Below are 14,319 nucleotides of genomic sequence, written 5' to 3'. Positions count from 1 at the left end.
CGTTGCCATGGAAAAGATCGATCATGTGTTGATCGTCGACGACGATCGCGGCATTCGAGAGTTGCTGGCCGACTATCTCGAGAAGAACGGCATGCGTGTGAGCGTGGCGGCGAACGGTCGCGAAATGCGCTCGGTGCTTGCCGACGGGGCACCCGACCTCATCGTGCTCGACCTGATGCTGCCCGGCGAAGACGGCCTGGTGTTGTGTCGCGAGTTGCGCGCGGGCAAGTTCAAGGCGGTGCCGGTGCTCATGCTCACCGCGCGCAGCGAAGAGACCGACCGTATCGTCGGCCTCGAGATGGGGGCGGACGATTACCTCGCCAAGCCGTTCGCCGTGCGTGAACTGCTGGCGCGCATCAAATCGGTGCTGCGCCGCACCCGCATGCTTCCTCCCGGCATGCAGATCACCGAGACGGCCGAGATCCTCGGCTTTGGTGAATGGCAGTTGGACACGACTGCCCGGCATCTGCTCGATACCGATGGCACCGAAGTCGCACTGAGTGGCGCCGAATACCGGTTGTTGCGTGTGCTGCTCGATCATCCGCAACGTGTGCTCACGCGCGATCAACTGCTGAACCTCACGCAAGGGCGGCAGGCCGATGCGTTCGACCGTTCCATCGACTTGCTGATCAGCCGTCTGCGTCAGCGTTTGCGCGACGGCGCCCGCGAGCCGCGCTACATCAAGACGCTGCGTAACGAAGGCTACGTGTTCTGCTCGGCCGTCACCGTGATTGCCGCGCCAGAATGATGCCGACGCCGTCTTCCACGCCCGCCGCAGCTCCGCCACGCAGCCCGCTGCGGCAATGGCGACCCTGGCCGCGCTCGTTGTTTGCACGCCTGGCGCTCATCCTGTTCGTTGGCCTTGCGCTGGCTCAGGTATTGTCGTTCTGGCTCACGATGACCGAGCGCAATCGCGTGACGTCCAACATGATGAGCGTGTATATCGAGAGCGAAGTCGCCAGTTCGGTGGCCTTGCTCGACCATTTGCCGGCGGCAGAGCGGGCGCAATGGTTGCCGCGTCTGGCGCGGCGCAGTTACCGCTTCGAGCTGGGGCCGGGCGCGAGCGGCGGCAAGCCGGATGCCGGGATGGCAGCGCAGGTCGCGGCCGTCATTCAGGACGCCATCGGTGTCTCCTATCCGTTGACGGTGAGCAGCGTGCCGGGCGATGACGAACGGCTTCAGGTGCATTTGCGCCTGACGGACGGCTCACCGTTGACCATCGATGTCTTCCCGACCCCGACACTGCCGCTGTCCGGCTGGTTGCCCGCCGTGCTGGCGCTGCAACTGGTGCTGATCGCGGCCTGTTGCTGGCTGGCGGTGCGTCTTGCCACGCGGCCATTGAATGCACTGGCGAAGGCCGCCGATACGTTGGGGCCGGATTTGCGCGCAGAGCGCCTGGACGAGGACGGCCCGTCGGAAGTGGCGCGTGCGGCGAGGGCGTTCAATGCCATGCAGGATCGCATCGGCAGCTACATGACGGAGCGCATGCAGATTCTCGCCGCCATTTCGCATGATTTGCAGACGCCGATCACGCGTATGCGCCTGCGGGTCGACACGATGGACGACGAATCGTCTGCCGTGCGTCTGCAACAGGATTTGCGCGAGATGGAGTCGCTGGTCAAAGAGGGGGTGACATATGCGCGCACGCTGCATGGGGCGTCGGAAGCCCCCCGAAAAGTCGATCTCGACGCACTGCTCGACAGTCTGGTGTGCGATTACGTGGACGCTGGACAGCCGGTCACGTTGGCCGGGCAAGTCGGGCACCCGGTCGTGACGCGTCCGCAGGCGTTGCGTCGGATCGTCGGCAATCTGATCGACAACGCGCTGAAGTACGGTGGCGACGCCGAGCTGGTCATCGCGCCGCATGCACAGGGTATCGACGTGGTCGTGTCCGATCGTGGGCCGGGAATTCCGGACGACATGCTCGAAGCGGTGTTCGCGCCATTCGTCCGGTTGGAGACTTCGCGTAACCGCCATACGGGCGGCACGGGGTTGGGTCTGGCGATTGCCCGTCAACTGGCACAGGCGATGGATGCCCGGTTGACGCTGCGCAATCGTGAAGGCGGCGGGCTCGAGGCCCGCCTGACGGTACTTACACCAGCGTAATCGTCACGCCGATATTGCCGCGTGTCATCTTCGAATACGGGCAGGTGGCGTGGGCGGCGTCGACAAGACCTTGTGCGACGTCGCGCGGCAGGCCGGGCAGGTTGACGAACAGTCGCGCCTGCAAGGCGTAGCCGTCGCCGCTGCGTCCCAGATCCACTTCCGCATCGACCGACACGTCCTTCGGCAGCGTCACGTTGCCCGCTTTCGCAGCGAGGCCCATCGCGCCGATGAAGCAGGCGGACCAGCCGGCGGCGAACAGTTGTTCGGGGTTCGTGCCGGTGCCGCTCGTACCGGGCGACGAGAGGGCGATGTCGAGACGGCCGTCGCTGCTGCGCGCGGCGCCGTCGCGCCCGCCGGACGTGACGTGTGTGCGGCCGGTGTAGAGAACTTTGTCGAGTTGGGTCATGGTGTGCCTCTGTCAGGTAGACGCGCCGGGATTGGCGCAAAACCGATGTCCGGGCCGGGCAACTTCTGCAGGTGTCCGGCATGTCTGGCATCGACTTCCTGCATTAGACGAGGCGAAGGTATCCGGTGTGTGTCTGCATCCGCGCTGCTGGTAACCGCGATTGTCTGGCGCATGTCCGGATACATGACGATACAAAGTTGGCGCACGTCGACGTGGTGCATTCCCCCCGGACCGTTCGGCGCAGGGCGTTGAGTGTCCAAGGTTAGTTGGCATGCCTGACAATCGTCCCGAAAAGCGCCATCACGATTGTCGAATGTCGATCATCACGCGCGATCCGCTTCCCTCATCGACCGCTTTCCCCTAAACTCGCTGCGCCGTGTCTGTTTCGAACGGCGCAACCGTGTTTCACACGATACGACTCCCAAACGCCCGGATTGAACCTCTCGAGGGTTCTGCGGTGCCTTGTCGCGCCGGGCTTTTGGCACGGGCATCGTTATATAGATGAATATATAACGATGCCGGAACGAGCACGAACAACAAGACTGAGAGGGGACAAGAGCAGTGCGCTTTACGATGAAGAGGATGTCGAAGCGAAAGCTTCCGTGGATGGTGGCGGCGGCCATGTCGTCGTCGATGGGGTATGCGGCCGAGGAGCCGGTGTTCGAGCTGGGCCGCGTGGATGTCACGGCGAAGAGCGAGCGCATTCCGACCGGGACCGAGACGCTCGACGCCGATCAGATCGAACAGGCAAGCCGTCTGACGGTGGGAGCGGCGCTCGACATGCTGCCGGGGGTGAACATCTCCAAGGTGGGGCCGCGCAACGAAGAGATGGTCTACGTGCGCGGGTTCGACATGCGACAGGTGCCGCTGCTGATCGACGGCATTCCCGTTTACGTGTCGTATGATGGCTACGTCGATCTCGCGCGATTCACGACCTTCGACATCGGCGCGATCGATGTGCAGAAGGGGTATAGCACCGTGCTGGCGGGACCGAACACGCTGGGCGGGGTGATCAACCTCGTGAGCAAGCGGCCGCAAAGCCGGTTCGAAGGCAACATCGGGGGCGGGCTGATGTTCGACCGTCAGTTCGCCAACAACGGCTATCAGGGCAACTTCAACATCGGTAGCAATCAGGGGCTGTGGTACTTCCAGATTGGCGGATCGTATCTCGAAAGGGATTTCTACACGCTTTCGGACGCGTTCAAGGGCGTGCCCACCCAGGGCCCCGGGCGACGCAACAACTCGGACAATCGCGACCGCAAGATCAACGTCAAGATCGGCCTCACGCCCAACGCGACCGACGAATACTCGCTGAACTACATCAACCAGCAAGGTACGAAAGGCAATCCGCCGTATGCCGGTACCGATCCCACGCAAACGCCGCGCTACTGGCGCTGGCCGTACTGGGACAAGGAAAGCGTGTACTACATTTCACGCACCCAACTCGGCGACGACAGCTACCTGAAGTTGCGGGCGTATTACGACCGTTACAAGAACGGTTTGAGCATGTACGACGATGCGACTTACTCGTCGCAGTTGAAGAAGTCGTCGTCCAACTCGTCCTACGACGATCACACCTGGGGCGCGAGCGCGGAAGTCGGGACGAAACTCTTCGCGGCCAACACGCTGAAGTTCGCCGCGCACATCAAGAACGACTACCACCAGGAAACCAACGCGGGCAAGCCGGACCAGCATTTCGAAGACACCACGTTGTCGTTCGGGCTCGAAGACACACATGAATTTACCGACCGCCTTTCCGCACAGGCGGGCGTGAGCTACGACCGGCGCATCACGCGTCGGGCGGAAGACGTCAACGCGGCCAATCAGATCATCGCGTTCCCGCAGGACAACGTCGACGCGTGGAATCCGCAGGTCGGACTCGTCTACAAGACATCGCCCACGGGCAAGGTGCATTTCGGTGTCGCGCAAAAGAGCCGATTCCCGACCATCAAGGATCGCTATTCCTACCGCATGGGCACCGCAATTCCCAATGCGGGGCTCAAGCCGGAACGGGCCACCAACGTGGAACTCGGGTTCAGCGAACGCATTGCGCCCGGCACGATGGGCAGCGTGAACCTGTTCTACAGCGATATCCGGAACCTGATTCAGGGGGCGTCGATTCCCGCGAGCGCGTGCAGCAGCCCGCCGTGTACTCAGATGCAGAACGTCGGACACGTGGTGGCGCAGGGCATCGAACTCTCGCTCAACAGCCAGATTGGCGAGCGCTTCGAAGTCGGCGGCAATTACACCTACCTGAATCGCCAGAACCGCAGCGATCCGTCGATCGTGTTGACCGACGTGCCGCGTCACAAGCTGTTCCTGTACGGCAAATGGAACATCATGTCTGCCGTGGCGCTTAGCGGCGATACGGAATTCACGTCGTCGCGCGTGAGCTCGAGCGACGGGCGGCGCGTGGCGGCGGGGTTCGGCATCGCCAATGCCAAGCTCGCGTGGAAGGTGGTGCACAACGTCACTGCCGAGTTCGGCGTGCGCAACATCTTCGATCGCAACTACGCCTACACGGAAGGGTATCCGGAGGCGGGACGCAACTACTACGTCAACCTCAACTACGCCTTCTGACGGAGAGGACCATGCAGGCTCGGGAAAATCGGTCTTGGGGAACGCGGGTACGGGCGCTGATGGCGCTGGTGTTTGCCGCTGCGACGGGCGCGGCAGCCGCGGCGCCGCGCGAGACGCTGACGGTGCTCACCAGCTATCCGGAAGAGGTGGTGGCCACGTTCGAGCGGGCGTTCGAGCGTCGGCATCCGGACATCGGCTTGCAGATTCTGTGGCGTCAGCATCGCGACGCGTACGACTATCTGCAGGGGCCGGCGCAGGGCGGCGTCGACGTGTATTGGTCGCCCGCCGTGCGCAATTTCGCGGACCTCGGTGAGGAAGGCTCGCTGCGCAAGCTCGACGTCGATCTGACCGGGTTGCCGTCGCACGTCGGCAAATTCCGGATCTCGGACCCGGACGGTCGCTTCGTGGCGTCGGAAATCGCCGGGTTCGGCTTCATGCTCGATCCCGCTGCGCTGGCGCGTCAGGGGTTACCGGCACCGAAGACCTGGCAAGACCTGGCGAATCCCCGTTATCGCGGCCACATTCTGTTCCCCGTGCCGAGTCGCGTCGGCTTCTCGCCGACGCTTCTCGACGTGATGCTGCAGGCCGAAGGGTGGGACAAGGGATGGGCATTGTTGTCGGAAGCCGGACCGAACTTCGTGCTCGCGCAGACCGGCGGCGCGTTCGCGAGTTTGTCGCAGGGCATGCGTGCGCCGATCTCCGTGGCCGTGACCATCGACTTTTTCGCCAGTTCGGCCATTGCCAACGGTGCGCCCCTGACGTTCGTCTACCCGCCGGGCACGGGGTATTCGCCGGCGCACATCGGCATGCTTCGCGATACGCCGCATCTCGATGCCGCACGTACGTTCGTCACGTTTGTGCTGTCGGACGAGGGGCAACGCCTCCTGTTCGCGCCGGACGTGCGCAAGCTGCCGGTGCGTCCCAGCGTGTATCGCGATGCGCCGAAGGGTACCTACGATCCGTTCGCCAGTCACGCGGCCACCGCCGACGTCACCTACGAGGAGACGCTCGGACTGTCGCGCTATGCGCTCGACAACGCACTATTCGACATCTTCGTGACACGGCGTCAGGCGGCGCTGACCGAGTTGTGGACGCGTTGGCAAAGTCTCCACGATAGTGGCAAGGACAACCGGACTGCCGTCGACCCCCGGTGTCTGGTCAAGGCGCGCGCGTTGCTGGCACAGCCTCCAGTCGATGCCGCCACGGCATCAGACGCCGCGTTGCACAAAACGTTTGACCGCAGGCGCGCGGATAACGCCGCTGCAGCGCAAGCCGAGGCGCTAGAGACACGTTGGTCGCGCGATCTCGACGCCCGCAGTGCCCGGGTGCGTCAATGGCTTTCCGATGGCGCAGTATGCGCAGACTGATAGGACGCATGCACAGCGGATGGGTGGTGGCTGCCGGCAGCATGGCCTGGACGCTGGCCGTCGCGCAGACGGCCAGCGTGCCGGTGACACGTGAGGCCTTCGGTCAGCCCATGCCTTTCGTCCACGACGATGCGCGCTCCGTCGAGGCGTTCAGCGAGGGGCGCTCGCTCTTCCGGCAAAGCTGGGTCGTCTATCCATCGGCAGACCGTCGAATCGCGGGGCTTGGCCCGGTCTACAACCAGATTTCCTGCATCGCCTGTCACGTGAAGTTCGGACGCGGTAACGCGCCGGCCGGTCCCGACGAGGCGCCACGAGGACTGCTGGTGCGATTGAGTGTCCCGGGCAAAACGGCGACCGGCGCACCGCGCGACCATCCGAACTATGGCGATCAGTTGGGCGACAAGGCCATTCCGGGCGTGCCCGCCGAAGGGCAGGTTCGCATCCATTACACGATGCACACCGAAACGCTGGCAGGCGGCGAGACCGTCACGCTGCGAAAGCCCCAGCTGCGATTCAGCGATCTCGCGTTCGGTCCGCTTGGCCATGCCACGATGACGTCGGCTCGCGCAGGCTCCCCCGTGTATGGACTCGGATGGCTCGAAGCGGTCGATGAGAAGACGCTTCATGCGCTTGCCGAGCGGCGATTGCCTGATGGCGTCCGTGGTCGCGTGAATCGCGTGTGGGACGCCAGGCAGCAGCGGCAGGTGACCGGACGCTTCGGGTGGAAGGCGAACCAGCCATCGATCCGCCAACAGATTGCGAGCGCCTTCGTCGGCGATCTAGGTATTACGTCGTCGTTGTTTCCGAGAAAATCGTGCCCGGCGGTGCAGACGGCCTGTCGTGAGGCACCGACCGACGGATTCCCCGATCTGACCGACGCGCAACTCGATGCCATCGAGTATTTTCAGCGCACGCTCGACGTACCTGCGCGACGCGATACCGAGGATCCGCAGGTGCAGCGCGGCGAACTGCGTTTTACACAGGCGGGGTGTGCTGCTTGCCATGTGCCGACGTTGCGCACTGGTGCGTTTCCGCCGCTGTCGGCGATGGCGAATCGCGACATTGCGCCGTTCACCGACATGTTGCTGCACGACATGGGGCCGGGCCTTGCCGATGGCCGCCCGGACTTTCTTGCCGGGCCGCGCGACTGGCGGACGCCACCGTTATGGGGTCTGGGGTTAAGCGTCCGGGTCAATCCCGATGCGACCTATCTGCACGATGGACGCGCACGCGATCTTCAGGAAGCCATTCTCTGGCACGGCGGCGAAGCGCAGGTTTCGCGTGAGCGATTTCGTTCGATGGCACCTGACGCACGCGCCGATCTGTTGCGCTTTCTGATGTCGCTGTGAATGCTGTTGGTCGTTGTGACACGTGCGGGCTGCCGCGTTGGCAGCCCGCAGCGCCGCACTTAACGTTCGAGCCCGGCGCGATGCTTCTGGTACTGAATCGCCGACACGACGGCCACGCGACGAATCGGCTCGGGCGGCAGCCACGTCGGCCGTTCGAAGCCCAGTGCATCGGTCAGTTCGGGCGATTGCTGCCCGCATGCCATCTCGCCGAGAAGTTTGCCGAACATGCTGCCCTTCAGCACGCCTGCGCCGTTGCATCCCAGTGAGGCGAACAGGTTCTTGCGAATCTCGCCGAAATACAGCGCGCCGTTGCGCGTCAGCGCCGTGACACCGCCCCAGACATACTCGAATTTGTGCGACGCCAGATGCGGATAGCGCCGCTGATACGCATCCGTCAGCATGTCGCGCACGTCCGAAAGCGGCCGCTCTTTCTCGTACGAATAGGCGCTGCGCACGACGAAGCGGCCGTCCAGCGTCTTGCGCAGCGTCGTGCCCAGCCGGTTCGCCGGAATGACGCCCCATTCGCGTGCCGGGCCGAGCTTGCGCAACTCGTCGGGCGACAATGCCGGGGTCATGGCGGCATAGGTGTAGATCGTGAAGACGCGATCGCGTGCCAATCCCAGCTTGCGTGCAAAACCGTTGTTCGCGACGATGACCTGTCCGGCGTCGAGCTGCATCGTGGGCGTCGTCACCTTGAACGGACCGGTGCCGTCGAGCGACACCACGGGTTCGTTCTCCCAAAGTCGCACGTTCGGCGGCAGGCTGTCGGCCAGCCCGCGCACCAGCGCGGCAGGTTGCACGAAGACGTTGTTGGCCGAGTGATAGCCGTAGCCGTAATAGTCGGTGCCGAGTTCGCTGCGCAGTGCGTCGCGGGACAACTCGCGATACGTCACGCCCCATTCCTGATATTGCGCAAGCGTGTCGCGCAGGCGCTGTTCGCCATCGGCGGTGGCGGCCGCGTGATACTTGCCGACCGGATTCCATCCGCAATCGATGCCGTGCGTCGTGACCAGTTCATGCAGCCACTTCAATCCGATGTCATAGAGCCGGATCTGCTTGCGCGCGACTTCTACCGGGCTGCCGTGCCCGCCCATGCCGGTGTTGTGCGGCAGGTTGATCAGAAAGCCTGAATTGCGCCCGGCCGAACCGTTGCCGACCGTGGTGGCGTCGATCACCAGCACCGTGGCTTCGGGGCGTAGCTCGGCTACACGCCGTGCGGCGGCCAACCCCGTGAAGCCCGCGCCGATGACGATGACGTCGAAGCTGCGCGAGAGCGGCGGCTGCGTGTGCGCAAGCCGGGCGGGCAGCAGGGCGTTCCAGCCGGCGCCCGCCTGATACGCGGGAAAACTGTCCTGCCCGGCATGGGGCGGGCAGGGAGGATTGACTTGATTGGACATGACGATAGAAGGGCGGGGGCTTGCCGAAACGTGCCCGGGGATTACGCAGCCTGGTTTTCCAGACTGCGCATGACCTCGGTTTGTACGGTGTTCCAGATTTGCGATTTGAGTTCGTTGTAGCGGGGCGAGAGCTGCACCTGGGCGTCGCGCGGCATCGGCAGATCGTTCGGCAGGTCGCAGGCCACCCGGCCCGGACGTGCGCTCATGATCACCATACGGGTCGAGAGCATGAGGGCCTCGTCGATCGAGTGCGTGATGAAGACAATTGTCTTGCCGCTCTTCTGATAGATCTGAAGCAACTCCTCTTGCAGCACCTGACGCGTCATTGCGTCGAGCGCGGCGAACGGTTCGTCCAGCAGGATTACGTCCGGGTCGTTCGCGAGCACGCGAGCGATCGACACCCGTTGACGCATGCCGCCCGAGAGCGCCTTCGGATAGCGGTCCTCGAAGCCCTTCAGGCCGACCATCTCGATATAGCGGCGGGCGGTGGCGTAGCGTGTGGCCTTGTCGATGCCTTTCATCTTCAGGCCGAACGCCACGTTATCGAGCACGCTCAGCCACGGGAACAGCGCGTACTGCTGGAAGACCATGCCACAGTGCGGGTCGATGCCCTTCACCTGACGGCCATTCACGTGAATCTGTCCCGTGGTGGGGTCGTCGAAGCCGGTAATCAGATTGAGCAGCGTCGACTTGCCGCAGCCCGAGGCACCGAGCAGGACCACGAATTCGCCACGAGCAATGTTCATGTCCACGCGTTCGAGCGCCTGGAAATCGCCATAGCGCTTCGACACCCCATCGATGGAGATCATCGTTTCCGATTTGCCTGCAGAAGCGTTCGACGCTTGCTGCGCGCCAGCGTGAGAATCGATGCGATCGTTCATGCCTGCCACCCCAACACCTTGCGCTCGATGGCGCGAAACACGATATCCGTCACCAGCACGGTGACACTGATCATCACCATGCCCAGCACGACCACTTCCGTCTGGAAGAACTCCTTGCCGTTCATGATGAGGAAGCCCAGTCCTTCGCGTGCGGCGACCAGTTCGGCCGAAATCACGCACGTCCACGACAGGCCGAGGATGATCTTCAGACCCGACAGAATCTGCGGCAGGCTCGCGGGCAGAATCACCTCGCGCATGACCTGCCAGCGGCTCGCGCCGAGGTTCTTCGCGGCGCGAATCAGCAGCGGGTCCACATTACGCGTGGCCTCGATCACATACACGAGGGCAGGGGCGAACGTGCCCATGAACACGATGCTGTACTTCTGCGTCTCCGAAATACCGAACCACAGCAGCGAGAGCGGAATCCAGCTCATCGAGGGCAGCGGACGCAGGAACGACAGAATCGGGTCGAACGCCGCGCGGGCGTAGCTCGACGTGCCCAGCACGATGCCCAGCGGAATCGCGACCACCGTGGCGGCGATAAAGCCCGCCATCACGCGGCGCGTGGAGGCGAGCACATTCGCCAGCAGCGAACCGTCGGCCATCATGGTGACGATGCGCTCCGCCACGGCAGAGGGCGGGGGGAGAAACAGCGGGTCGACGACCCCGGTGCGGCACGCCAATTCCCAGACCAGCAGGAAGACGACCACGGACGCGAATCCCACACCCAGCAGCGTGGCGCGAGACGGTTGGCGATGATTCACAATCAGACTCCTCGAGCGGGCGCCGGTACGATGTTCGGGCGATACCGGCGCGCGGGGCTTACAGATACGACGTGTTGATCCACTGACGCACAGCCGGCGCCTTGTCGATCTGCTTGTACGTCACCAGCATTTCCGCCAGACGTTGCAGGCCGTCGACATAGCTGCCCGGCGACTTCAGCAACTGCGTTTGCTGCGCGAGCGAATACCACTCCGCGCCCTTGATCGTCTCGATCTGGTCGAGTGCCGACATCCCCGTCAGGCCGATCAGCGTGCGTGCCGCTTCATCCGGCTTGTCGCGCAGCGTCTGGCAGGCGTCGAAATACACCTTCAGATACTTGCGAACCGCGTCGCCATTCTTCTCTGCCCATGCGTTGCGCACGATCAGCACATCCGGACCCGGCGTCACGTTGTACTTCTTGTACAGCGAGAACTGCGTATCGTCCGCGAGCAGCTTCATGCCGGACATCGCGCGGATGCGGTTGAACTGCGGTGTCCAGGCGGCGGCAGCGTCGATCTGGCCCGACTGAATCGCACCCGGCAACTCCGGCGCGGGCACGTTCAGGACCGTCACATCGTTCGACAGACCGGCGTTGCCGAGCAGGTCCAGCACCAGCAAGTGCGCGCTCGAGGCAAACGTCACGCCCAGCTTCTTGCCCTTCAGATCCTGAAGCGAATTCACGCCGTCGCGCACAAACAGTCCTTCCACGCGACCGAAGCTTTCCGGCACCGCCACAATCGAAAAATGCTTCGAACCGCGCGCCATCAACGCCAGCGCCGACACAATGCCCGTGCAGGCGATGTCGATGCCGCCCGAGAGCACGGCGCTCATGCGGGCAGAGGAGGTGCCGAACGACTGCCATTGCTGATCGATGCCTGCGGGGGTAAAGGCCCCCGTCTTCATCGCCAGATATGCCGGATAGTGGCCGAGCCAGGCCGAGCCGCCGTACTGCACCGTGGTGGCGTCTGCGGCGCGGGCCATGCCCGGGAGCGTCATGCCACCGGTGGCGGCGACGGCCGACATGGCTGCGCTCGTGTGAAGAAATTTGCGTCGTGAAAGGTTCATGCGTGTCTCCGTTATCGGGTCTGTGTTATTCGCGGTGAACAAAAGGGGCGCACTTCAGATGACAGACATCCGGCCCGGCGCCCGGGGCTTGATCGGCAATCGAATGCCGGGATTCAGCAAAGGGCCAGACGCTCTCCCAGCCACGGCATCAGGCGGCGCAATTCCGGGAACGCTTCCTGTGCGAGCGCCATGCGTCCGGCGAGGAAGCACTGCGAGGCCATCTCCGACACTTCGCCCTCGCGCGATACCTGATAAATCGTGCGTGAGAGCGCGGGGCCGGGCAGCGGCAACGCGGCCACTTGCGAGAGCGAAGCGCGTCCTTGAAGCAGGCAGAGCGGGGTGGCGATCGTGAAACCGAGATCGGCGGCCACCATCGACATCACGATGTCCGACGTATCGATTTCCAGATGCATGCGAGGGGAGTGGCCGGTGCGGCGCAAATGGCGTTCGATGACGGCGCCAAAGTGCGAGCGTCCGGAGAAGCGGATCAGCGGCGCCGAGCGAATCAGTTCGCTGAGATCGGCGTTGGCGAGATCTGCCTCGCGGGCCTTCGGCACCACGACGATGAACGGTTCCGTAAAGATCGGGCGGCGCACGAGGCGTTCCATGTCGTGCATCGGGTCGCTCGTCACGATCAGATCGAGTTGTCGCGCGAGCAGTGCCTGTGCGTGGCCGTTGGCCAGTCCTGACCAAAGGAGCAGTTCGCTCGTGCTGCCGGACATTTGTCGAACGATGGAGGGGCCGACGGTGGCGGCGAACGAATCGATCATGCCGACGCGTACGGCGGCGCGGCTGGCAACGTCGGCGTCCTGGACTTGAGCGATCAGGCGGTCCATGTCGTCGACGATCTGGCGTGCGTGACGAGAGAGGGCGAGACCGGCGGGCGTGAGCTTCAGGGGGCGACGCGAGCGGTCGAGCACGCGGGTGCCGACCGTTTGTTCGATTTGTGCGATGGCTTGCGAGATAGCGGACTGTGTGACGCCGAGGGCTTCGGCGGCGCCGGAGAGGCTGCCTGCGCACGCGACGGCCTCGAAGATCCGCAACGATCTGACGTCGAGGTCTGCGCGTTTCTTCATCGGCTTGTCTCCAGTCCGGCGACGCAAGTCAGAAGGTGAGAAAGTCCTTTCTGCTGCGCCGCAATGAATCGGTATAAGAATTTCTGAGGATTGTAGGGATGAGGCCGCAAAAAACAAAACCTAGTTAAGTAAAACTAATACTTTGTATTAGGCGGCGGGAATCAAGAGGGGATGGGAAGGGGAAAAAGGCGATGCTGGTCTCACCAGATGGAATTGGGAGGTCGTGAGGGGTCTGGCTGCGGGAGTGGGAAGCGGGGTCGGGAGTGAGACGAGAAGCGGAGGCGGAGGGGAAGCGAGGGAAGAAACGGGGTGGTCGGAATTGTCCGCCACCCGGGATAACAGCAGGAAGTGAAATCAGAGCAACCGATATGCCAACCGGGCGGCGACGCGTGCGCCGAAGCCTTGCGGGTCGAATCGCGGGTTGTATTCGGCGAGGTCGGCGACACGAAGTTTGCCGGAGCGACGCACATGGGACACGATGGCTTCGACGACCGGCATCGGCACGCCATAAGCGGCGGGCGCGGACACGCCGGGCATGACCGGTGCGGGCAGCACATCGAGGTCGATCGTCAGATAGACGTGGGCGACATCGGCGATCAGGGCGTCGATCTGTGCGAGACGCGCATCGAGATCGCGATCCTGCATGTCGGTGTCTTCGACGAAGGTCACGCCGAGCGCTTGGGCACGTTCGAAGAGCGATGCCGTATTGCTGAGGCGGCTCACGCCGAGGCAAGCGTAATCGAATCGCAAGCCAGCCGACTCACACGCATGCGCGATCTGATCGAACGGTGTACCCGATGAGCCTGGACGTGCCGTCCGAAGGTCGAAGTGTGCGTCGAGGTTGAGGATCAGAACGCGCTCGCGGTCGCCTTTTGCATCCAGATGCGCACGCAATCCCTGCCACGTTCCCCAGGCGATTTCGTGACCACCGCCGAGCACCACCGGATGCGCGCCTGCGTCGAGTTGACGTTGCACGGCGTCGGCCAGCGCCTGTTGTGCCGGTTCGAGGGCGTCACCGTCGCAGACCACATCGCCGGCATCGAACAACTCGGCGATATCGTGCGCAGGAAGATTTGCCAGCGCGCGCCGAATCGCTTGCGGCCCTTCTGCGGCCCCCACGCGACCCTGATTGCGTTTTACCCCGGCATCGCAGGCGAACCCGAGCAGCACCGGCGCACCGGCATTCGGTGCTTGCGCGTGCGGATCAATCTCGCGAACGACGTTGAAAAGGCGGCGGGTGTCTCCCCGCTCGCCAGCATCCGTCCTGCCGTGCCACACCGGGGTGTCGCCCGTAACAGGCTTCAATTGCGTAGCCATGAGTATCAGTCTC

Annotated in this window: 12 protein-coding genes; 5 read left to right on the top strand and 7 right to left on the bottom strand. The window is 63.6% G+C overall.

Annotated elements, in window-relative coordinates; genetic code table 11:
- Nucleotides 1-7: 7 nt before the first annotated feature.
- A complete protein-coding gene (locus ABWO90_RS00290) occupies nucleotides 8-748 on the top strand; it encodes a response regulator (protein WP_353189197.1) in 741 nt (246 codons plus the stop codon).
- Nucleotides 748-2,106 carry an ATP-binding protein gene (locus ABWO90_RS00285; protein ID WP_353189654.1) on the top strand — a complete coding sequence of 453 codons (1,359 nt, stop codon included), beginning with the start codon at nucleotides 748-750 and terminating at the stop codon, nucleotides 2,104-2,106. The genes ABWO90_RS00290 and ABWO90_RS00285 overlap by 1 nt, the downstream gene beginning before the upstream one ends.
- Here the strand turns inward: ABWO90_RS00285 and ABWO90_RS00280 are convergent.
- A complete protein-coding gene (locus ABWO90_RS00280; RefSeq protein ID WP_353189196.1) occupies nucleotides 2,093-2,512 on the bottom strand; it encodes an organic hydroperoxide resistance protein in 420 nt (139 codons plus the stop codon). The genes ABWO90_RS00285 and ABWO90_RS00280 overlap by 14 nt on opposite strands.
- Before the next feature lie 582 nt (nucleotides 2,513-3,094).
- On the opposite strand from ABWO90_RS00280, the gene ABWO90_RS00275 reads away from it, so the two are divergent.
- From ABWO90_RS00275 to ABWO90_RS00265, 3 genes are read left to right on the top strand one after another with little or no spacing between them, the layout of a single operon-like run.
- Nucleotides 3,095-5,092, top strand: a complete 1,998-nt coding sequence (locus ABWO90_RS00275) for a TonB-dependent receptor plug domain-containing protein (protein ID WP_353189195.1) — start codon at nucleotides 3,095-3,097, stop codon at nucleotides 5,090-5,092.
- An 11-nt stretch (nucleotides 5,093-5,103) separates the two neighbouring features.
- The gene (locus ABWO90_RS00270) at nucleotides 5,104-6,459 is read left to right on the top strand and encodes an ABC transporter substrate-binding protein (RefSeq protein ID WP_353189194.1); all 1,356 of its coding nucleotides are present in this window, start codon (nucleotides 5,104-5,106) and stop codon (nucleotides 6,457-6,459) included.
- The gene (locus ABWO90_RS00265) at nucleotides 6,447-7,808 is read left to right on the top strand and encodes a di-heme oxidoreductase family protein (RefSeq protein ID WP_353189193.1); all 1,362 of its coding nucleotides are present in this window, start codon (nucleotides 6,447-6,449) and stop codon (nucleotides 7,806-7,808) included. Before ABWO90_RS00270 ends, ABWO90_RS00265 begins: the two co-directional genes overlap by 13 nt.
- Nucleotides 7,809-7,867: 59 nt before the next feature.
- On the opposite strand, the gene ABWO90_RS00260 is transcribed toward ABWO90_RS00265, so the two are convergent.
- The 6 genes from ABWO90_RS00260 to hutG all read right to left on the bottom strand — a co-directional run bounded on the left by ABWO90_RS00260 (nucleotide 7,868) and on the right by hutG (nucleotide 14,306).
- Nucleotides 7,868-9,205 carry an NAD(P)/FAD-dependent oxidoreductase gene (locus ABWO90_RS00260; RefSeq protein WP_353189192.1) on the bottom strand — a complete coding sequence of 446 codons (1,338 nt, stop codon included), beginning with the start codon at nucleotides 9,203-9,205 and terminating at the stop codon, nucleotides 7,868-7,870.
- 41 nt (nucleotides 9,206-9,246) lie between these two features.
- A complete protein-coding gene (locus tag ABWO90_RS00255; protein WP_353189653.1) occupies nucleotides 9,247-10,014 on the bottom strand; it encodes an ABC transporter ATP-binding protein in 768 nt (255 codons plus the stop codon).
- Between the two features lie 68 nt (nucleotides 10,015-10,082).
- A complete protein-coding gene (locus tag ABWO90_RS00250; protein ID WP_353189191.1) occupies nucleotides 10,083-10,850 on the bottom strand; it encodes an ABC transporter permease in 768 nt (255 codons plus the stop codon).
- Nucleotides 10,851-10,908: 58 nt separating this feature from the next.
- A complete protein-coding gene (locus tag ABWO90_RS00245; protein WP_353189190.1) occupies nucleotides 10,909-11,913 on the bottom strand; it encodes an ABC transporter substrate-binding protein in 1,005 nt (334 codons plus the stop codon).
- A 113-nt stretch (nucleotides 11,914-12,026) separates the two neighbouring features.
- The gene (locus ABWO90_RS00240) at nucleotides 12,027-12,989 is read right to left on the bottom strand and encodes a LysR family transcriptional regulator (protein ID WP_353189189.1); all 963 of its coding nucleotides are present in this window, start codon (nucleotides 12,987-12,989) and stop codon (nucleotides 12,027-12,029) included.
- Between the two features lie 354 nt (nucleotides 12,990-13,343).
- Complete coding sequence (gene hutG / locus ABWO90_RS00235; protein ID WP_353189188.1) at nucleotides 13,344-14,306, bottom strand: formimidoylglutamase; 963 nt, start codon at nucleotides 14,304-14,306, stop codon at nucleotides 13,344-13,346.
- Nucleotides 14,307-14,319 lie beyond the last annotated feature (13 nt).

The organism is Pandoraea pnomenusa, assembly GCF_040391475.1.
Taxonomy (GTDB): Bacteria; Pseudomonadota; Gammaproteobacteria; order Burkholderiales; family Burkholderiaceae; genus Pandoraea; species Pandoraea pnomenusa_C.
This window is presented reverse-complemented; position numbering and strand designations above follow the sequence as displayed.